The following is a 20,083-nucleotide window of genomic DNA, read 5'->3' as shown; positions in this document are numbered from 1 at the left end:
TTATATTTTTGTGCAAATTATGCATCGATCATTATAAGCAAGATCTTTTAGAGCACTATTTATATAAAAACCCTCTTTATTTAATAATTTAATTACTTTATTTTTTTGATCAAAACCAATCTCTAAAATAAATTTACCATTTTTTTTAATCAGCTCAGATGATTTTTTAATAACTTTTCTGATTTCTGATAAACCATCTAATCCACCATCTAGTGCTATTTTTGGTTCAAACCTAGCAACTCCTTTATCCAAATATTTTATAATATGCTTTTTAATATAAGGAGGATTAGAAACTATCAAATCATATTTGCCTAAACTAAATTTGTCAACATTTGATTTATATAATTTAAGTCTATTATGTACTTTTAAACTAGTTGCATTCATATTAGCTATTTTTAAACAATTTTTGCTTATATCTATTCCCGTTCCATAAAAATTTTTTCTCTCTTTTAATATAGACAAAAGTATACATCCAGATCCTATGCCAATATCTAAAATACTAAGTTTACTTTTATTTTTTGTTAAATTTAAAATATTTTCTACAATTAGCTCAGTATCAGGACGAGGTATTAAAGTATCCTCTGTTACAAAAAATTCTGAATTCCAAAATAACTTTTTATTTGTCAAATGCGATACTGGCTTACCTTTGGACCTTTCATTAATTAGTTTTTGAAACAAATTTAAATTTATTTCTTCTATTTTTTCTTGAGAATTCAGTATTAAGTATTTTTTATCCTTATTAATTGCTTTTGACATTAAAATTTCTGAATCTAAATAAGGATTTAAAAAAAATTTATCTTTTAAAATTTGAGCACCTTGAGTTATTGCTGATTGAATATTCATTTATTTTAAATTATTTAAACTTTCTTCTTGTGCTTGCAGTGTAAGTGACTCTATCATTTCATCAAAAGCTTCACCTTCAAGAAATTCTTCTAATTTGTGCAAAGTTAAATTTATTCTATGATCTGTAACTCTACCTTGTGGGAAATTATAAGTTCTAATTCTTTCTGATCTATCTCCAGTACCAATTTTAGTTTTTCTATCTTGTGATCTTTCTTGATCAATTCTTGATCTTTCAAGTTCATATAATCTTGCTCTTAAGATTTTCATTCCTTTTGCTTTATTTTTGTGCTGTGATTTTTCATCTTGTTGAGAAACTGACAAACCAGTGGGTATATGAGTTATTCTAACAGCGCTATCTGTTGTGTTAACTGATTGTCCACCTGGGCCACCCGCTCGAAAAACGTCAATTCTTAAATCAGAGTCGTTTATTTTTAAATCTACTTCTTCAACTTCAGGTAAGACAGCAACTGTGGCTGCAGATGTATGCACTCTTCCTTGCGTTTCGGTATCTGGAACTCTTTGAACTCTATGCACACCACTCTCATATTTTAATGTAGAATATATATTTGTACCTTTAATAGATGCAATTACCTCTTTTAAACCCCCAGCATCACTTCTTGAAATAGAAATAAGTTCTAATGACCACTTTTTTTTATGACTTACTTTTTCATACATTTTGAAAAGGTCTGAAGCAAATAAACTTGCTTCTAGTCCACCAGTTCCAGCCCTTATTTCTATTATTGCATTTTTTTTATCTGCTTCATCTTTTGGCAGTAGAAATAATTTTAATTTTTTTTCATTGATCTCATGTTGAGATTTCAAATCAACAAGTTCTAACTCAGCCATATTTTTTAATTCTTTATCTGATGAGTTGTCCTCTAATATTTTCTCTAATTCTTGTTTTTCATTTTCGAAAGATAAATATTTCTTAGCATTTAAAATTATTTCATTAACATCTGAATATTCTTTTGATTTTTCAGCAAATACTTTATTATCTAAACTTCCTGATGACAGATCTTTCTCTAGTGTAGAATGTTTTATAATTAATTCTTCAATAGTCTTTGTTGGTATCATTGTAAATTTTCTAATTCAGAGGCCTTTTTTTCAACTTCTGCTACGACTTTATTAACTATATCATTAGTTAATACTTTTTCACTTTGTACCCCAGATAAATAAAGCATATTGTTACCTTTTCCACCTCCAGTTATTCCAATATCAGTTAAAGCAGCCTCACCAGGTCCGTTCACAACACAGCCGATTATAGATAGGGTAATTGGAGTTTTTATATGAGATAATTTTTCCTCTAAAATTTTAACTGTATCAATTACTTGAAACGCTTGCCTTGCACAAGATGGGCAAGAAATTATTTTAACTCCTCTGTTTCGTAATCCTAAAGATTTAAGGATTTCATTTCCAATCTTAACCTCTTTAACAGGATCATCTGACAAAGAAACTCTTAAGGTATCACCTATTCCGTCTAACAGCAATGAACCTAGTCCTATTGAAGACTTAACACTTCCTGATACAAAACTTCCGGCCTCAGTTATTCCAAGATGAAGAGGATAATCAGTAGCATCCGAAAGCTGTCTATAAGCTGCAATCGACAAAAATACATCAGAGGACTTAACACTTATCTTGAAGTTAAAAAAATCTTGATCCTCTAATATTTTAACGTTTCTTTTTGCGCTCTCTACTAATGCTTCAGGGCATGGCTCCTTATACTTTTCTAAAATATCTTTTTCAAGAGAACCTGCATTAACTCCTATCCGAATTGAACAATCGTTATTTTTTGCTGCACTTAAGACTTCATGGATTTTATTTTTATCACCAATATTTCCAGGATTTATTCTTAAACACTTCGCTCCATTTTCTGCAGCCTCTATGGCTCTTTTATAATGAAAATGAATATCTGCAATTACAGGTATTTGAACATTTTTTGTAATTTCTTTTAAGGCTTTTGCGGAGTCTTCATCTGGACAGGAAACTCTAACTAAGTCAGCACCCTCTTCATGAATCTTATTTATTTGTTCTATAGTAGCTGAAATATCTGTGGTCAAAGTATTAGTCATTGATTGAACTGATATTGGATTGTCGCCACCAACTTTAATACCACCAACGTTAATTACTTTAGTTTTTTTTCGATTTATATTTCTAAATGGTCTTACATTCATAAGTTTAATCTAGTTTAAATTCTTTATGAAGAGCGGCTATTGCTTTTTTTACATTTTTTGATGAAACTAATACTGAAATTTTAATTTCAGATGTTGATATAACTAAAATATTTATTTGTTTTGAAGCTAAAGCTTGAAACATCCTGTAAGTAATTCCAGGTGTAGTAATCATCCCAACTCCAATTATAGAAACTTTGGAAAGATTTTTATCAAAAGAAAGTTTTTTATAAGATATCGATTTATTTTGCTTAATTAATTTCTCAGTTTTTTTCAGATCATCAGATTTAATTGTAAAAGTTAAGTCAGTATCTTTTCCATTTTGAGAAATATTTTGTACAACCATATCAACGTTAATTAAATTTCTTGATAGTGGTCTAAAAACTGAAGCAGCAACACCAGGTCTATCTTTAACTCCTACAATTGTGATCTTAGCATCATTTTTAGTTGAAGATATCCCGGTAATTATTTGATCGCTAAACGCTTTTTTAGAGCCTGTTATTAATGTACCTGGTTTACTAACAAATGAAGACTTAACTTTAATATCAATATTATTTAGCTTTGCATCTTGAACCGACGTTGGTTGCATCACTTTCGATCCCAATGATGCCATTTCCAACATTTCGTCATAAAATATTTTTTTAATTTTCTTTGCTTTTTTATGTTGTCTTGGATCAGTAGTATAAACACCATCGACATCTGTATAAATAATACATTCATCAGCTTTAATAAATTTTGCTAACATTATTGCAGTTGCATCCGAACCACTTCTTCCTATTGTGGTAATTCTATTTTCATTATTAATTCCTTGAAAACCAGTAACAATTGGGATCCCACCTTGTTTCACATAATTATTTAATTCTTTTGTAATTATCTTATTTATTCTTGCTCCAGAATAAGGTCCATCAGTAATTATTGGTAATTGCCAAGAAACCCATGACCTAGACTTAAAACCATCATGAGTAAGTCTTCCAGCAATTAAAGCACATGAAACTTGTTCTCCAGTGGATACAAGTGCATCATATTCAGATCTGCTAAAATTATTACTAATTTGCTTCGATTTTTTTACAAGCTCATTGGTTACTCCGCTCATTGCAGATGAAATCACCAAAACTCTATTTTTTTTCTTTTTATAAGCAGCTATAATTTTGCATACTTTTTTTATCCTATCGATACTACCAACAGAAGTTCCGCCAAATTTTAGTACAACAGTTTTCATGATCAGTTGAATTAATATAATTTAATTATAAATTGATAAAGTACATCTTAATTGTTATGTCAACTAATTATATATTATGAACAGTATTAATAAAAAAGAAATAGAAAAATTTTCAAATATGGCGGCCGAATGGTGGGATCCAGAAGGAAAATTTAAACCTCTTCATAAATTTAATCCTATAAGAATAAAATATATTAAAGAAAATATAGTTAAGGAATTTCAACTTAAAAATAAAAAATATCCTCTTTCTGGAATAAATGTCCTTGATATTGGATGTGGAGGTGGATTGTTATCTGAGCCCATGTGTAGATTAGGAGCTAATGTTACAGCAATCGATGCTTCAAATAAAAATATTGCCATAGCAAACCTACATGCAAAAAAAAACAATCTTAAAATAAACTATATATGTTCATCGCCTGAAAAACTAAAAACTACAAAAAAATTTGATGTAATTTTGAACATGGAGATTGTTGAACATGTTGAGGATGTTGATTTTTTTTTAAAATCATGTGCTAACCTTTTAAAAAAAAATGGATTAATGTTTGTTGCAACTATAAATAAAACCTTAAAATCTTATATATTTGCAATTGTTGGTGCGGAATATGTTTTGAGATGGCTTCCTATCGGCACCCATGAATGGGAAAAGTTTGTTAAACCTGAGGAATTAAAAAGTATTCTAATCAAGAACAATTTAAATCTGAAAAAAATTGATGGAATGAATTTTAACATTCTAAAGGATGAATGGAATGTTTCTAAAGATTTATCAGTAAATTATATTGCCGAATTTAAGAAAAACTAATTTTCTTTTTCATTAACCCAAGGAATTAATTGTGTATCTATGCCCTCTTCTTTGAGCTCTTTAATGTCTTTCTGAGAGGCTTTACCATATATCCCTTTTATAGGTTTTTTGCTATTGTAGTGAATAGATCTAGCTTCATATGCAAAATTATCCCCAACATACTTAAAATTATCTTTTATAAACTTTTGGTAATTTTTAATTGTTTTCTTAATTTTTTTATACTTCTGAGTATCAAATTTTTCTTCATTTTTAGCTTTTCTACTTATTAGCTGAGGAGCCATTAATGTTTTTTCAACTTTTTCAGAATTACAGTTGTGACAGATCAAAAGTTTTTTCTTTTTTAATTTTTCATATTCTGATGAAGTAGAGAACCAACTATCAAACTTTAATTCACAGTCATTACACAAAAGTTTGTATTTTATCATAGTATAGAATTAGTTATCAAAATTTATATTTCAATATGTTCAACTTCTATAATCAGCATTAATCTCAATATAATTTTTTGTAAAATCCATAGTAAAAGCAGTAAAGCTTTTAGTACCAGTAAACAAATCTACAGTGACATCTATATTTTCACCTTTCATATATTCCGCTACTAATTTTTCATCGTAATTCTTATATAATTTTCCATCCTGAATTATTTGATAATTTCCAAATCTCAAACCTAATTTATTTAAATTTATTTTTGGTCCTGCTTTTCCTATTGCCATCACTATTCGTCCCCAGTTTGGATCTTCTCCCGCAATAGCTGTTTTTACCAAAGCTGAATTTGCTATTGAAAAAGCAATTGTCTTTGCATCTTGTTCACTTTTGCTTTTACTAATATTTATAGTGACAAATTTTGATGCTCCTTCTCCATCAGAAACTACTCTCTTAGCTAAATTTAACAAAACATTGTTTAATGCTTTGTCGAATTTTTTTAGTTTTATATCATTAATACTTTTAATATTTGAATTGTTTGCTTTATTTGTTGAAAAAATACTAACCATATCATTTGTGCTAGTGTCCCCATCACACGAGATAGCATTAAATGTATTTGTAATATTTTTTTTTAATAATTTACTTAAAATATCATTCGATAAGTTGGCATCAGTAAATATGTATGCCAAGGTGGTTCCCATATTTGGAAATATCATACCTGAACCTTTGGCAACACCATAAATTTTTACCTCTTTATCTCCAATTTTACATTGTTCCATCGCAAGTTTTGGTTTTGTATCAGTGGTCATTATTCCTAAAGCTGCTTTCATCCAAAGAAATTTGTTTTGTGTATAGTTAATTTTTTTAATCAAGTTTGGAATTTGATCTATTATCTTCTCACATGGAAATGTTTCACCTATTGTACCTGTGCATCCAAAAATAATTTCCTTTGAAGTAATTTTTTTTGGATAATCTTCATCTTCAACTTGTTTTTTTGATAATTGCTCAGAAGTTAAATCAGCAATTTTTGCAAGACTTTCGTAGCCTTGTTTGCCTGTGAAAGCATTTGCATTTCTAGTATTTACAATAAGAGAATAAATTTTTTTTTGATTTTTGATTTATATTCCATTTAATATTTTCTGAGACAATTTTTGACTTTGTATAAACAGAGGCATGATTTGCACCATCTCTAAAGTAAAACATTACTAAATCATCTCTTTTAGTTTTGTATAAATCTGCGCTTAGAGCTGAAATAGATAACCCATCTATATGATCGAGGTCCTGGAAATCCATCATTCTGGTATTTTTTGATTTCGAGGTTAAAAAATTTGTTAAATTAATACCCATGATATTTAAAATAATTGTTTAATACATATATTAAACAATATATTTAAAGAATAAATCAAATAGTCATGTTTAACCCGCTTAACCTAATTACAAAATTTATCAAATCTAGTAATCAAAAAGAACTAGATAGAATTGGAAAAATTGTAGAAAAAATAAATTCACACGAGGAACAATTCATAAAATTAAGCGATACAGACTTTCCAAAAAAAACAGTTGAATTTAAAAATCAATTAAAAAATGGAAAAAGTTTAGACGAAATTCTACCTGAAGCATTTGCACTAGTAAGAGAAGCTGCAAAAAGAACAAGAGAAGAAAGACACTTTGATGTTCAACTTGTTGGGGGGGTAGTTCTTCACGAAGGTAAAATTGCTGAAATGAGAACGGGTGAAGGAAAAACGCTCACTATTGCTTTAGCAGCCTATTTAAATGCACTTTCTGAAAATGGGGTTCATATAGTAACGGTTAATGATTACTTAGCAAAAAGAGATTCGATGGAAATGGGTCTCATATATAATTTTCTAGGTCTTACATCTGGATTTATTAATAATGACCAAGATGATCCAGAAAGAAAGAAAAACTATGATTGTGATATTACTTATGCAACTAACAGTGAATTAGGATTTGATTATCTAAGAGATAACATGAAGTTTTCTCAAAAAGAGATGGTTCAAAGATCTCATGCATTTTCAATTGTAGATGAAATAGATTCTTGTTTAATTGATGAAGCAAGAACTCCACTTGTAATTTCTGGAGCTGCAGAAGATAAAACTGCTCAATACCTAGCAATAGATAAACTTGTTAAAATTTTAAATAACAAAGATTTTGAAATAGATGAGAAAGAAAAAAATATACTTTTAACAAATGAGGGTATTAACAATGTTGAAAAGCTTTTTTCTAATGCAGGTATCCTAAAAAATGATAATTTTTATGACCCAGAAAATCTTCATTTAGTTCACCACGTAAATCAAGCACTTCGTGCAAATCATTTATTTGAAAAAGGAAAAGATTACATTGTAAAAGATGGAGTTCTTAAAATTATAGATGAATTGACTGGTAGAATTTTAGAAGGAAGAAGATTTGGAGATGGACTTCATCAGGCTCTTGAAGCTAAAGAAAAAATTCAGATACAGGCTGAAAATCAAACCTTAGCGTCTATTACCTATCAAAATTATTTTAAACTATATAGGAAAATATCAGGTTGCACTGGAACTGCTGTAACAGAGTCTGAAGAATTTTTTGAGATATATAATCTTTCGGTCGTTGTAATACCAACAAATAAAGAAATGATCCGAAAGGACTATAATGATTTGATCTTTAGAACTGAAAAAGAAAAAAATGATGCAATAATTAATAAGATCATTGAAAAACATGAAGTTGGTCAACCAATTTTGGTTTTCACATCTAGTATCAACAAATCTGAAGTTTATTCTAAATTATTAAATGAAAAAAATATTAAACACGTAGTTTTAAATGCAAAGAACCATGAAAATGAAGCCGAAATTATTGCAAATGCTGGAAAAGAAAAATCTTTGATAATTACAACCAGTATTTCTGGTAGAGGTGTTGACATCCAGCTTGGTGGAAAAAAAGGATCAATTCCTGATGATCAGTTAAAAATAGATAAAGAAAAAATTAAATCTCTAGGTGGCTTATTTGTAATTGGTACAGAAAGAATGGAGTCTAGGAGAGTGGACAATCAAGCAAGAGGAAGAGCTGGACGACAAGGAGATGAAGGTAGTTCTGTATTTTATGTAAGTTTAGAAGATGATTTGATGAGAATTTTTGGCTCAGAATCTATGAATAATATGCTTGAAAAACTTGGTTTAAAAGATGGTGAAAGTATTGATCACCCTTGGATCAATAAAGCATTAGAAAGAGCTCAGCAAAAAGTTGAAGCCAGAAATTTTGATATCAGAAAAACACTTATCAAATTTGATAATGTTTTGAATGACCAAAGACATGTTGTGTTTTCCCAAAGAAAGAACGCAATGAATAGTGAAAATATTTTTGATTATTCTGACGAATTTTTAAGAGAAATATCAGAAGACTTGATAAAATTAAAAATTCAAAATCTATCTAATCCAAAAAGTAATGAATTTAACAATAAAGTTAGGCAAATTGTTGGAAAAAGTTTTAATGATACTGAACTTGAAAGTTTGATTTCTGCAAAAGATAATGAACTGAAAGAGCGAATATCCTCAAAATTTAATGAGACACGTAATGAAAGAATTAAAGTGCTAAACGAGCAGCATGCAAAAGAAATCGAAAAAAGAATATTTTTGCAAACAATAGATTTAAATTGGAAATCTCATATACAATATTTAGAACAACTTAGACAAGTGATTGGATTAAGATCTTACGGTCAAAGAGATCCTTTAGTTGAATATAAAAAAGAAGCTTTTGATTTATTTTCAAATTTATTAGAAAAACTAAAATTAGACTACGTTACAATTTTAATGAATTTAAAAGTTATAACAGAAGAAAGATCTTCCAATGAGGAGAGAGTAAATCCAAAACCACAAGCCAAAAAAATGGGAAGAAATGAACCTTGCTTCTGTGGATCGGGCAAGAAGTTTAAACATTGCCATGGAGCTTTGTAATTCTTAAAAAAGAAAAAATAAAGAAGCTAAAAATAATAAACCTACACCAATACCAAATAATAATTTTTTTGATTTGAAAATGTTATCAAAATTATTTTTCTTAATGGTCAAATTACTTAAATCTTCTACATTGCTCATAAAACCATCATTTCTTCCAATTTTTAAAAATTTATTTTTTCTTTCATTAATTATATCTTCTGACATCATTTCTTTGTATTGATCTAAATTTGTAGAAATAGATTTTCTAACGTTATCAAGCATCAGGTCTCTATCCCTGTGAGCACCACCTAAAGGTTCTGGGATTATTTCATCAATAACTTTTAATTTTAATAAATCTTTTGCGGAAAGCTTCATTGCTTTTGCTGCATCAAGCATTTTTTTTGGATCTCTCCATAATATAGTTGCACAGCCTTCAGGAGATATAACTGAATAAATAGCATTTTCTAGCATGATAACTTTGTTAGACGATGCTAATGCAATCGCACCACCTGATCCACCCTCACCTATAATTATTGCGATAGTTGGAACCTTAAGTTCCATGCAACATTCAATTGATTTTGCTATTGCCTCAGCTTGACCTCTTTCCTCTGCACCAACACCAGGATAAGCGCCTGGCGTGTCTATAAAAGAGATAATTGGAATTTTGAATTTATTTGCTAAATTCATTAAACGAATAGTTTTTCTATAGCCCTCAGGTCGCATCATCCCAAAATTTCTTTGAATTCTGCTATCCAAATCTTCACCCTTTTCTTGACCGATAACTAAAACTGACTGACCATTAAATTTTGCAAAACCAGTAAGTACAGATTTATCTTCACCATAATAACGATCTCCAGATAGAGAAATAAAATCTTCGAATAAATTATCTATGAAAAATTTAGACTTTGGTCTGTCTTCATGTCTTGCAACCATGGTGGTTTGCCATGGATCTAGGTTCGAATATATATCATTTAATTTTTGATCTAACTCAACTTGTGTTTTTGAAATTTTTTGGGTATCCACTTCTGATAATCCCTCTTGATTGTAGGGATCTTTTAATTTTTCCAATTCTGTCTCTAAATCTTTAATCTCAGTTTCAAAATTAAGATAATTTTTCATAATAAGGTTATAGCGGATGGTTAATTCATAAAAAAGGCAATAAAATGATATTTAATTTAAAGTGTAATTGTTATTAATTGACTCTTTTCTAGAAGAAGATACATATTTTATTGTCGGGAGAGACTATTAAATTTAGCACCGAAGGAGCAACCACCCCGGAAACTCTCAGGTAAAAAGGACCGATAGTTGCATAACACTCTGGAAAGAGAATTAATTCCGCCGAAGGAGCAAAACTCTCAGGCAAAAATACAGATGGGGTAATTTAAGTGATATGCAAGAAAAATATATAAATATTAAAACTTTAAAAGTATCTGAAAAACTTTCTCAATTTATTAGCGACGAGCTATTAAAAGAAACAGATCTATCTGTTGATAATTTTTGGTCAGGTTTTGAGAAAACAGTCAATGAATTAGCACCTAAAAATAAAGAATTAATTAAATTTAGAGAAGAATTACAGAAGCAAATAGACAATTGGCACATAAAAAATAAGGGAAATGAATTTAATTTATCAGAATATAAAAAATTTTTAACAGAAATTGGTTATTTGAGAGAAGAAGGTGATGATTTTGAAATATCAACTCAAAATGTTGATGAGGAAATAACAAGTATTGCTGGGCCTCAACTTGTTGTACCAGTCATGAATGCGAGATACGCATTAAATGCAGCTAATGCTAGATGGATGAGCTTATACGATAGTCTGTATGGAACAGATGTAATTGAACAATCAGAAGATAGCGTATCTGAAAGATACGATCCGTTAAGAGGTGAGATGGTAATAAAATATGGAAGAGATTTTTTAGATAAATATTTTCCATTAGCAGGATTGAGTTGGCAAAAAATTACAAGTTTTGCGGTTAAGTATGGAAAATTTAAAGCTTTAAAAGGTGCTGATATTTATGATTTGGTAGATGAGAATAAGTTTATTGGACATAGGGGTGAAGCTGACAACCCTTCTGCTATAATTTTAAAAAATAACAATTTACATATAGAAATTTTAAAAAACTCTAGAGCTTTTGCGGCTCAACAAGATCATGCTGGGATTAGTGACATTATTTTAGAATCTGCGGTGTCAACTATATGCGATAACGAAGATAGTGTTGCTGCTGTAGACGCAGAAGATAAAATTGTTTGTTACAGAAATTGGCTAGGTCTGATGAAGGGTGATCTAAAATCAAAATTTGAAAAAGAAGGAAAATTATTTGAAAGAAAACTTAACCCTAACAGAAGCTATATTTCAAAAGATGGAAAAGGTTTAAAGCTTCATGGAAGAAGTTTACTACTAGTTAGAAATGTTGGTCACTTAATGACTAATCCATCAATAATTTTAAAAGATGGCAGTGAAGTTCCAGAAGGAATAATGGATGCATTCATTACTACAGCTGCAGCCCTTCATGATATTAAGAAAAAAACTAATTCAAGAACTGGTTCTATTTATATTGTGAAACCAAAAATGCATGGACCAGATGAAACTGCATTTACTGATTTGCTTTTCTCAAAAGTTGAAGAAGTTTTAGGTTTACCAAAATATACCTGCAAGATTGGAATAATGGATGAAGAAAGAAGAACTTCAGCTAATTTAAAAGAGTGCATTAGATCCTTAAAAAATAGAGTTTTCTTTATAAATACAGGTTTTCTAGACAGAACTGGTGATGAAATGCACACCTCTATGGAAGCTGGTCCAATGATTAAAAAAGGTGACATGAAAACTTCAAAATGGATTACAGCATATGAAAACAACAATGTTGATATTGGTTTAAAATGTGGATTTTCTGGAAAAGCTCAAATTGGAAAAGGAATGTGGGCAATGCCTGATAAAATGAAAGATATGATGGAGCAAAAAACTGGGCATTTAAAAGCAGGTGCAAATTGTGCATGGGTTCCATCTCCAACTGCTGCAGCTTTGCATTCACTACATTATCATGAAATCAATATTTTTGATGAACAACAAAAAATTAAAAATAGAGAACAAGCAAAACTTGATGATCTTTTAACAATACCTACTGCTGATAGACCAAATTGGTCTGTAGATGAAATTAATAAAGAAATTTCTAACTCAGCTCAAACTTTATTAGGTTATGTGGTCAGATGGATCGATCAAGGAGTTGGATGCTCTAAAGTACCGGATATAAATAACGTAGGTTTGATGGAAGATAGAGCCACACTTAGAATTTCATCTCAACATATTGCAAATTGGATACATCACGGAATTACAACAAAAATTCAAGTTGTAGAAATTCTTAAAGACATGGCTAAAATTGTAGATGATCAAAATAAAAATGACTCTAATTATGTAAGAATGAGTGATAACTTTGAAAATTCAATTGCATTTCAAACCGCTTGTGATTTGGTGTTTAAAGGAAAAGAACAACCATCTGGTTATACTGAACCTTTACTGCATTTAAATAGACTTACTAAAAAGTCTAATCTGAATTAGAAACTAAATTAGACCGATTTTTAAAAGCAGAAAATAAAGTCCCGTCATCTAAACTTTCAATTTCACCACCTACAGGTAGCCCCTGTGCAAGTTTTGTAATTTTTACATTGGAATTTTTCAGGCTATCTTGAATGTAGTAAGCAGTAGTTTGACCTTCAACAGTTGCACTTGTGGCTAATATAACTTCTTCAATTTTATCTCGATTAACTCTCTCAACCAACGAGTTTACAAGTAAATCTTCTTTTCTTTGACCTACTGATGAAATGGTGCCTCCCAGAATGTGAAAATACCCTTGATAAATATTTGAATTTTCAATCGACCATTGATCAGCAATGTCTTCTACAACACAAATCTTTGAATATTTATTTTTTGTATTTTCACAATTTATACATCCAGTTGAAATTGATTTAAGTGAACCACAAGAATTACATCTAGTTACATTTTTATAAACTTGAGCCAATGTATTTGCCATTGGTTTTACTAATTCATCACGGTTATTAATGAGTTTTAAAACAATCCTTTTTGCAGATTTTGGCCCCAAACCTGGAAGCTTTGAAATTAATTTTATTAATTCCTCAATCTCGTTAATATTTTGCATCTGCTATAGTGGCCACTTAAAACCAGGTGTTCCAAAACCACCTGTGGCTTTTGATATCTCTTCTGATGTTTTCGACTTTAATTGTGATTTGGCGTTATTATGTGCAGCTACAATTAAATCTTCTATTATTGATTTGTCTTCTTTCATTATTTCATCTGATAGTTTAATTGATTGCATTTCACCTTCTCCATCCAAGACGATTTTTGCTGAATTTGAGCCAGAAATACCCTCTACTCTAATCTCCTTAATTTTTTGCTGACTCTCTTTCATTTTTGCTTCAAGTTCTTTTGCTTTGTCTAATATTTTATTAAAATCAGTCATTATTTTTATCCTCCTTAATTATCGATTTAACATCTACCAGTTCTGCATCAGGAAAATTTTCCATAAAGTTTTTATAAATTTCAGTTTGTTTAGCTTTTTCAATTAATATTTTTTTTTCATTTTCTTTCTTTTCTCTAATTGAAAGATCTCCTTTTGATTTACTAAGTGTGATAATCCATCTTTCTTTTGTCCATTCAAAAAGCTTTGTGGAAAGATCTTTTACAAAATCTTTATCAAGGCTGTCATTAAATGAAATCTCAATCCTATTTTTTTCAAATTTAACCAAATTGACATTTTTCTCTAATTCAAATTTAAGTTTTAATTCTCTTTTACTTGTGCAAGTATTAATTAATTCATCAAAAGAATTAATTTGAGTTTTAATCTCTGCTTTAACTTCTGTTTGTATTTCAGGATTCTTTTTTTCTTCTTGAGAAATATTTTTTATTTGGTCAATAATTTTAGTCTCTCTTTTTATTTCAATTTCGCTAGTTGAATTTTCTTCTGTAGGTCTAGTGTCTATTTGTTTGACTTGTTTTACAGAATTTAAGTGCATTAATCTAATCAAAAACATCTCAATTGATAAATGTTGATTTGATACAATATCTAATTCTTCTAACGACTTGATAGAAAATTGCCAAAATAAAATTAATACATATGGTTGGATTTGATTAGAAATATTTTTTATTTTGTTAAATTCTTCATCATTGAGAGAAAAATTTGTACTTTCTAAAGTTAAAGAATTTATATTTTTAAAGTAATACAACAATTCTAAAAAATCATTTAAAAATATTTTTGGTTCAACTCCCTGATCGTATATTTTTCTATAAATTTTTATTACCTTTTCTTCTTCTCCTCTTAATATCAATTCAAATAAATCAATTAATTGTGATTTATCAAAATAACCAAAAATCTTTTGAGCAGAATTTAAATCTAGTTCTTTATCATTATCTAAACTCAATAACGCTCTATCTAACAGTGATAATGCATCTCTTACTGAGCCCTCTGATATTTTTACAATTAATTTTAGAGCGTCATCCGTAACTTTTCCGTTTTCTTTATCTTTAATTTTTTTTATAAAATCTAACAATTCAGAAGATTTAATCCTTGAAAGGTCAAAACGCTGACACCTTGAAACGACTGTTATAGGAATCTTTTTTATTTCTGTTGTGGCAAAAATAAATTTTAAATATGAAGGTGGTTCTTCCAATGTTTTTAGTAAAGCATTAAAAGCTTGTTTACTTAACATGTGAACTTCATCGATTATAAAAATTTTGTACTTTGCTGAAGTAGGTCCGTATCTAGAAAACTCAATTAGATCTCTAACATCATCAACTCCTGTCTTGCTGGCCGCATCCATTTCAAGTACATCAATGTGACTTGAGTTTGCAATCGACTGACAATTTTCACACAAATTATCAATGCACATTTTTTCAATACCATTTAAACAATTCAAGGCTTTTGCTACTATTCTTGCAGTTGTAGTTTTTCCAATCCCTCTAATACCAGTAAACAAATATGCATTAGGTACTTTGTCAGCTTTTATTGAGTTTATAATTGTTTCAGCAACAACTTCTTGACCAATAAGATCATCAAATATTTGAGGTCTATATTTAAGAGCTAGTACTTTTGAATTGTTATTCATATATTTTTCAAGGAGACTAGAACCTGAATAACTGTCTCTACGACTGCTTCCGTTAAGATCTGGTCGGGTTCAAGCAGCATCCACCTCTAGCCTCCAAATCTATTATAGCAGTTAAAATTTCTAATCTACAAGAAAAGATTATTGTTTTTTTTGTCTCAAACTATCGGCTTCAAAAACACCTAGGACGTGAAAATCCTCACAATGTAAGCCTAGCTCTTCAAGAGATTTTTGAACTTTTGGATCTTCAATATGTCCATCTAAATCACATAAGAAAAAATATGAGTCGAAAGAATTTTTTTCAGGGTAACTTTGAAGCTTAGTAAGATTTACTCCATTGATAGCAAATCCTCCAAGCGATTGATAAAGAGCTGCAGGTTTACTTTTAAGTTTAAATAAAAATGAAGTTATATATTTTTTATTTCCAAAATCAGGTTGAGATATATTTTTTCCCATAACAAGAAACCGTGTTAAATTTCCACTCTCGTTTTCTATATTTTTTTTAATTACATCAAGATTATAAATTTCAGCACTTAGAGATGATGCTATTGCTGCCTGTTTTTTGTCTTTTGTTTTAGAAATCATTTCGGCTGATCCAGCTGTATCTGCTCTTATATGTTCAGCAATATTATTTTCTTTTATGAAATTTGAACATTGCGATAAACCCTGTGCATGAGAATAAACTTCTTTTATATCAGACAGTTTAGCTCCCTGTTGACCTAATAAATTATGTTCGATTTTTTGAAAGTGTTCTCGGTAAATATTCAACCTATGCTTAAAGATTAAATATTCAATTCCTATATTTCCTGTAATTCTATTAGACTCTGGAATTATTATTCTACAATCAGGTTCTTCCGAAGCTTTATTAAAACAATCATCAAAAGTTTTACAAGGTAAAATCTCAGCATCAGGGTCAATTGATAACGCTGCTAAATGAGAATAAGCTCCAAATGTTCCTTGAAAATATATTTTACCCATCAGGACTTATATTCCATTATTTTTTTTAAAGCCAGATAATCTTCCTCTGTATCAACTCCTATAGGGGCTTTACTTGCTAGAGCAACATTTATTTTGATATTATTGTCTAGAGCTCGAAGTTGTTCTAATTTATTTTCAATTTCATTTTTTGATTGTGGTAATTCAACAAAGTTTTTAAGAATTTCAGATGAATAACAGTAAATTCCAATATGGTGATAAATATTTGAGGTATCTTCAGATTTCCTTAAAAATATTTTTGCTTTAGAAAACGGGTCATCTTCAAAATTATTTTCAGTAATAACTTTAACTATATTCTCATTTGCTAAATCTGATTTATTCTCAATTTTAGCAGCAAGGGTTCCTATTTTTGCTTTATGATCTATCATCATTTGGTTTAGGTTTACAATATCCTCTATATTTATTGCTGGCTCGTCACCCTGTAGGTTCATTATAAAATCAACATTATCTAAGTTGAGTTTTTGATAAGCTTCATATATTCGGTCTGTACCAGTTTTATGCTTATCACTTGTTAAAATAGCATTTCCTCCATTATTTTTAACATCATTGACAATCTCTTGATCCTCTGCAGCAACAAATACCTCTCCAATATTTGCTTCTTTTGCCTTATTAAATACATGTGAAATAATTGAAATATCATTGATTTTTAATAATGGTTTTCCTGGAAGTCTAGCTGCGGATAATCTAGAGGGTATAATTATAAGAGTTTTCATTAATCACTAATTAAAATAGAGGCAAATTTGTACATTAAATTTTAGTCAAATTTTAATTTATCATGTTATACGTTCAAAATTAAATTTATAAAAATGGATTCTTTTGAAATTAACAAAATTGTAGCTGCAGTTCTAATGGTAGCACTTCTTGTTATTGGTATAGGAAAATTATCTGATGTAATTTTTCATGTAGAAAAACCAGAAACTCCAGGTTACACGGTGGAAGTTGAACAAGTGTCTACTGCGTCATCTTCTACAACAACTACTGCAGAAGAAAAAGTCGACATTGCTGCATTAATGGCTATGGGAGATATAGCAAGTGGAGAAAAAATATTTAAAAAGTGTGCAGCCTGTCACTCAATAATAAAAGGTGGAAAAAATGCTATAGGTCCAGCTTTATATAATGTCGTTGGAAGAAAAGTTGGAGCAGTTGAAGATTATAAATATTCAAAAGCATTAGCTGCTTATGAAAAAGAATGGACATTTGAAGAGCTAAATGGATTTCTAAAAAAACCCGCAAAATATATTAAAGGTACAAAAATGGCTTATGCAGGGTTAAGAAAAGAAGCAGATAGAGCTTCGGTAATTAAGTATCTAAATGAAAATTCAGATAGCCCAGTTCCACTACCTTAATTTTCCAAAACAATACAACAGTATACTTTTTTGAACATGAACTCTGTTAAGAGCCTGTACCCATACATGAGATTTTTTTCCTAAGAAAATATCTTCAGATACTTCATTCCCTCTAGGGAGACAATGCAAAAAAATACAATTCTTATTTGCAAAACTCATTAATTTTTTATCAATTTTAAATTTTTTAAATGCCTGAATTTTTTTCTTTTTATTTACTTTGTCATTTAACGAAATAACTTTGTCAGAAAAAATTACATCAGCTCCACTAGCAGCTTTTTTTGGATTATTATAAATATAAATTTTTCTTTTATTTTTTTTTACCCAACTTCTTACTTCTTTTCCTGGTTCGAAGTTTTTTGGACAACCAATGCTTAATTTAAAAGAAAATTTAACTGAAGCAGCGATTAAACTATCCAATACATTATTTGAGTCTCCAATCCAGCAAATATTTAATTTAGAAATGGGTTTTTTTGTAATCTCCTCAACTGTAAAAATATCTGAAAGCACTTGAGTTGGATGCGAAGATGGGCTCAAACCATTAATAACTGGAATAGATAAATATTTTTTAAAATCTTCAATTTTTTTATCGCTATCTGTTCTCAACATAAATCCATCACCATAAGTTGATAAAACTTTCGCTGTATCTGATATACTTTCACCACCTTGTCCTAAATGAAGTTCATTAGATCTAAGTGTTACAGTACCTCCTCCAAGCTGTTTTATTGCTAAATAAAAGCTCATTCTTGTTCTTAAGCTTGGTTTTTCAAACATCTGGATCAAAATTTTACCTTTTAATGGAGCACCTTTGTCTGTCTCTAATGTATTAAGTTTTTTTCTTGAACTTTTTCTTTTTTTTGCATCAGTAATTATTTTTCTTAAATCTTTCCCAGGAATATCTTTTAAATTTATAAAATGTTTCATAATTATTTAAATTGACCGCAAACTTTATTTATAATTTTTAAAGCTTCATCAAGCTCACTTTTTTTAACATTAAGAGGTGGTAGAACTCTGACGACATTTTCTGCTGCACGAATAGTTAATAATTTATTTTCCATTAATTTTTTAATGAAACTTGTCTGATCTTGATGCAGCTGTATTCCGATTAAAAAACCTCTTCCCCTTATTTGTTTAATAATGCGAGGATATTTTTCCTTAATTTTGTTTAAGTTTGATAAGAAATATTTAGATAATTTTTTTACATTATTTAAAAACTTTTTATTTGAAACTATATCCATTACTTTATTTCCAACTGACATAGCTAATGGATTACCTCCAAATGTAGATCCATGAGTGCCGGGTACCATGCCTGCAGCTACTTTTTTATTCATCAGAACTGCTCCTATTGGAAACCCACCTCCAATTCCTTTGGCTATTGGGACTATGTCTGGTTTTACTTTAGATTTTTCAAATGCAAAAAAATCTCCTGATCTGCCTATTCCACATTGAACCTCATCTAAGATTAAAAGAATTTTTTTCTTATCACATAATTTTCTGAGCTCTCTTAAACAAAAATCTGGAATAACTTTAATTCCTCCCTCTCCCATTATAGTTTCAACCATTATAGCTGCAGTGTCTTTTGTTATTTTCTTTTCTAATGCCTTGTGGTCTCCAAAGATAAAATGATCAAAGCCTTTTACTTTAGGGCCAAATCCTTCTGTCATTTTCTTTGACCCACTAGCATAAATTGCAGCTAGTGTTCTTCCATGAAATGAATTTTTAATGCATAAAATTCTATTTTTATTTGGTTTACCTATTGAAAAAAAATATCTTCTAGCAACTTTAATTGCTGCCTCTGTTGCTTCTGCTCCACTATTTTGAAACATTACATAATCAGCGAATGTTTTTTTACATAGTTTTTTTGCTAGAATTTCTCCTTCTGGAATTTGAAAAGCGTTTGAAACATGCCAAAGCTTTTTTGATTGGTTATTTATAGTTTTTACTAAACTTGGATGAGCGTGGCCTAAGGAATTAACTGCAATACCCATGACAAAATCAAGATATTTTTTTCCATCATTTGAATAAAGATAGCTTCCCTTTCCATAATTAAATGAAATTTTTTTTCTATTATAATTTTTTGCTAAATTACTCATAAATTAAATTCGTTTTTATAAATTTTATTTCATAGATACAAGTTATGATTGAAAAACTAATTTTATTTGAGATTAGCTTTTATTGTTGATAACTCTAATTTATTGATTGTTTAACTTAAATTAATAACAGTATATTGTCATTTTATAAATAAATAATACAACATG

At 29.4% G+C, this 20,083-nt stretch carries 17 protein-coding genes, 1 pseudogene and 1 riboswitch; of the genes and pseudogenes, 4 read left to right on the top strand and 14 right to left on the bottom strand.

The window, feature by feature from the left end; all coding sequences use genetic code 11:
* The 4 genes from prmC to AMN99_RS00970 are packed head-to-tail and all read right to left on the bottom strand — an operon-like array spanning position 1 to position 4,230.
* Entirely contained in the window at positions 1 to 843 is an 843-nt protein-coding gene (prmC, locus tag AMN99_RS00985) for a peptide chain release factor N(5)-glutamine methyltransferase (RefSeq protein WP_075505995.1), read from the bottom strand.
* Entirely contained in the window at positions 844 to 1,917 is a 1,074-nt protein-coding gene (gene prfA, locus AMN99_RS00980; protein ID WP_075505994.1) for a peptide chain release factor 1, read from the bottom strand.
* Positions 1,914 to 3,014 carry a flavodoxin-dependent (E)-4-hydroxy-3-methylbut-2-enyl-diphosphate synthase gene (ispG, locus tag AMN99_RS00975; protein ID WP_075505993.1) on the bottom strand — a complete coding sequence of 367 codons (1,101 nt, stop codon included), beginning with the start codon at positions 3,012 to 3,014 and terminating at the stop codon, positions 1,914 to 1,916. The genes prfA and ispG overlap by 4 nt, the downstream gene beginning before the upstream one ends.
* A 4-nt stretch (positions 3,015 to 3,018) precedes the next feature.
* Complete coding sequence (locus tag AMN99_RS00970; RefSeq protein WP_075505992.1) at positions 3,019 to 4,230, bottom strand: aspartate kinase; 1,212 nt, start codon at positions 4,228 to 4,230, stop codon at positions 3,019 to 3,021.
* 76 nt (positions 4,231 to 4,306) lie between these two features.
* Between AMN99_RS00970 and ubiG the strand changes: the two genes are divergently transcribed.
* Positions 4,307 to 5,029, top strand: a complete 723-nt coding sequence (gene ubiG / locus AMN99_RS00965) for a bifunctional 2-polyprenyl-6-hydroxyphenol methylase/3-demethylubiquinol 3-O-methyltransferase UbiG (RefSeq protein WP_075505991.1) — start codon at positions 4,307 to 4,309, stop codon at positions 5,027 to 5,029.
* On the opposite strand, the gene AMN99_RS00960 is transcribed toward ubiG, so the two are convergent.
* Positions 5,026 to 5,454, bottom strand: coding sequence for a DUF1178 family protein (locus AMN99_RS00960; RefSeq protein ID WP_075505990.1), 429 nt, complete (start codon positions 5,452 to 5,454; stop codon positions 5,026 to 5,028). The genes ubiG and AMN99_RS00960 overlap by 4 nt on opposite strands.
* A gap of 39 nt (positions 5,455 to 5,493) precedes the next feature.
* A pseudogene (argJ, locus tag AMN99_RS00955) lies at positions 5,494 to 6,796 on the bottom strand (bifunctional glutamate N-acetyltransferase/amino-acid acetyltransferase ArgJ).
* 65 nt (positions 6,797 to 6,861) lie between these two features.
* Here argJ and secA point away from each other — a divergent pair.
* Positions 6,862 to 9,396, top strand: a complete 2,535-nt coding sequence (gene secA, locus AMN99_RS00950) for a preprotein translocase subunit SecA (protein ID WP_075505989.1) — start codon at positions 6,862 to 6,864, stop codon at positions 9,394 to 9,396.
* A gap of 3 nt (positions 9,397 to 9,399) precedes the next feature.
* On the opposite strand, the gene AMN99_RS00945 is transcribed toward secA, so the two are convergent.
* Positions 9,400 to 10,494: an acetyl-CoA carboxylase carboxyltransferase subunit alpha gene (locus AMN99_RS00945; protein ID WP_075505988.1), complete on the bottom strand. Its 1,095-nt coding sequence runs from the start codon at positions 10,492 to 10,494 to the stop codon at positions 9,400 to 9,402.
* Positions 10,495 to 10,598: 104 nt separating this feature from the next.
* Positions 10,599 to 10,686: riboswitch (glycine riboswitch) on the top strand.
* Between the two features lie 79 nt (positions 10,687 to 10,765).
* Between AMN99_RS00945 and AMN99_RS00940 the strand changes: the two genes are divergently transcribed.
* Positions 10,766 to 12,928 carry a malate synthase G gene (locus AMN99_RS00940; RefSeq protein ID WP_075505987.1) on the top strand — a complete coding sequence of 721 codons (2,163 nt, stop codon included), beginning with the start codon at positions 10,766 to 10,768 and terminating at the stop codon, positions 12,926 to 12,928.
* Here AMN99_RS00940 and recR read toward each other — a convergent pair.
* The 5 genes from recR to kdsB form a co-directional block, all read right to left on the bottom strand.
* Positions 12,915 to 13,526 (bottom strand): recombination mediator RecR, encoded by a 612-nt coding sequence (recR, locus tag AMN99_RS00935; protein ID WP_075505986.1) that lies wholly within the window; start codon positions 13,524 to 13,526, stop codon positions 12,915 to 12,917. The genes AMN99_RS00940 and recR overlap by 14 nt on opposite strands.
* A gap of 3 nt (positions 13,527 to 13,529) precedes the next feature.
* A complete protein-coding gene (locus AMN99_RS00930; protein ID WP_075505985.1) occupies positions 13,530 to 13,847 on the bottom strand; it encodes a YbaB/EbfC family nucleoid-associated protein in 318 nt (105 codons plus the stop codon).
* The gene (dnaX, locus tag AMN99_RS00925) at positions 13,840 to 15,489 is read right to left on the bottom strand and encodes a DNA polymerase III subunit gamma/tau (RefSeq protein ID WP_075505984.1); all 1,650 of its coding nucleotides are present in this window, start codon (positions 15,487 to 15,489) and stop codon (positions 13,840 to 13,842) included. The genes AMN99_RS00930 and dnaX overlap by 8 nt, the downstream gene beginning before the upstream one ends.
* Before the next feature lie 138 nt (positions 15,490 to 15,627).
* A complete protein-coding gene (locus AMN99_RS00920; RefSeq protein ID WP_075505983.1) occupies positions 15,628 to 16,464 on the bottom strand; it encodes a prephenate dehydratase domain-containing protein in 837 nt (278 codons plus the stop codon).
* Entirely contained in the window at positions 16,464 to 17,195 is a 732-nt protein-coding gene (kdsB, locus tag AMN99_RS00915; protein WP_075505982.1) for a 3-deoxy-manno-octulosonate cytidylyltransferase, read from the bottom strand. The genes AMN99_RS00920 and kdsB overlap by 1 nt, the downstream gene beginning before the upstream one ends.
* A gap of 93 nt (positions 17,196 to 17,288) precedes the next feature.
* Between kdsB and AMN99_RS00910 the strand changes: the two genes are divergently transcribed.
* Positions 17,289 to 17,828 carry a c-type cytochrome gene (locus AMN99_RS00910; protein WP_075505981.1) on the top strand — a complete coding sequence of 180 codons (540 nt, stop codon included), beginning with the start codon at positions 17,289 to 17,291 and terminating at the stop codon, positions 17,826 to 17,828.
* On the opposite strand, the gene argF is transcribed toward AMN99_RS00910, so the two are convergent.
* Both argF and AMN99_RS00900 read right to left on the bottom strand, forming a co-directional pair.
* Positions 17,820 to 18,749: an ornithine carbamoyltransferase gene (argF, locus tag AMN99_RS00905; protein WP_075505980.1), complete on the bottom strand. Its 930-nt coding sequence runs from the start codon at positions 18,747 to 18,749 to the stop codon at positions 17,820 to 17,822. The two genes, AMN99_RS00910 and argF, sit on opposite strands and share 9 nt — an antisense overlap.
* 2 nt (positions 18,750 to 18,751) lie before the next feature.
* Positions 18,752 to 19,918, bottom strand: a complete 1,167-nt coding sequence (locus tag AMN99_RS00900; protein ID WP_075505979.1) for an aspartate aminotransferase family protein — start codon at positions 19,916 to 19,918, stop codon at positions 18,752 to 18,754.
* Positions 19,919 to 20,083: the final 165 nt, after the last annotated feature.

Origin of the sequence: Candidatus Pelagibacter communis, assembly GCF_001180225.1 — a bacterium.
Lineage (GTDB): Bacteria > Pseudomonadota > Alphaproteobacteria > Pelagibacterales > Pelagibacteraceae > Pelagibacter > Pelagibacter ubique_D.
The sequence above is the reverse complement of the archived record's forward strand: the minus strand, read 5'-3'. Positions and strand labels throughout refer to the sequence as shown.

What these genes read in the sequence shown, in the direction of transcription:
- AMN99_RS00900 (WP_075505979.1), bottom strand. Translation starts at nt 19,918, where the DNA reads ATGAGTAATTTAGCAAAAAATTATAATAGAAAAAAAATTTCATTTAAT.
- AMN99_RS00930 (WP_075505985.1), bottom strand. Translation starts at nt 13,847, where the DNA reads ATGACTGATTTTAATAAAATATTAGACAAAGCAAAAGAACTTGAAGCA.
- secA (WP_075505989.1), top strand. Translation starts at nt 6,862, where the DNA reads ATGTTTAACCCGCTTAACCTAATTACAAAATTTATCAAATCTAGTAAT.
- ubiG (WP_075505991.1), top strand. Translation starts at nt 4,307, where the DNA reads ATGAACAGTATTAATAAAAAAGAAATAGAAAAATTTTCAAATATGGCG.
- dnaX (WP_075505984.1), bottom strand. Translation starts at nt 15,489, where the DNA reads ATGAATAACAATTCAAAAGTACTAGCTCTTAAATATAGACCTCAAATA.
- prfA (WP_075505994.1), bottom strand. Translation starts at nt 1,917, where the DNA reads ATGATACCAACAAAGACTATTGAAGAATTAATTATAAAACATTCTACA.
- kdsB (WP_075505982.1), bottom strand. Translation starts at nt 17,195, where the DNA reads ATGAAAACTCTTATAATTATACCCTCTAGATTATCCGCAGCTAGACTT.
- argF (WP_075505980.1), bottom strand. Translation starts at nt 18,749, where the DNA reads ATGAAACATTTTATAAATTTAAAAGATATTCCTGGGAAAGATTTAAGA.
- AMN99_RS00960 (WP_075505990.1), bottom strand. Translation starts at nt 5,454, where the DNA reads ATGATAAAATACAAACTTTTGTGTAATGACTGTGAATTAAAGTTTGAT.
- AMN99_RS00940 (WP_075505987.1), top strand. Translation starts at nt 10,766, where the DNA reads ATGCAAGAAAAATATATAAATATTAAAACTTTAAAAGTATCTGAAAAA.
- AMN99_RS00945 (WP_075505988.1), bottom strand. Translation starts at nt 10,494, where the DNA reads ATGAAAAATTATCTTAATTTTGAAACTGAGATTAAAGATTTAGAGACA.
- prmC (WP_075505995.1), bottom strand. Translation starts at nt 843, where the DNA reads ATGAATATTCAATCAGCAATAACTCAAGGTGCTCAAATTTTAAAAGAT.
- recR (WP_075505986.1), bottom strand. Translation starts at nt 13,526, where the DNA reads ATGCAAAATATTAACGAGATTGAGGAATTAATAAAATTAATTTCAAAG.
- AMN99_RS00910 (WP_075505981.1), top strand. Translation starts at nt 17,289, where the DNA reads ATGGATTCTTTTGAAATTAACAAAATTGTAGCTGCAGTTCTAATGGTA.
- AMN99_RS00970 (WP_075505992.1), bottom strand. Translation starts at nt 4,230, where the DNA reads ATGAAAACTGTTGTACTAAAATTTGGCGGAACTTCTGTTGGTAGTATC.
- ispG (WP_075505993.1), bottom strand. Translation starts at nt 3,014, where the DNA reads ATGAATGTAAGACCATTTAGAAATATAAATCGAAAAAAAACTAAAGTA.
- AMN99_RS00920 (WP_075505983.1), bottom strand. Translation starts at nt 16,464, where the DNA reads ATGGGTAAAATATATTTTCAAGGAACATTTGGAGCTTATTCTCATTTA.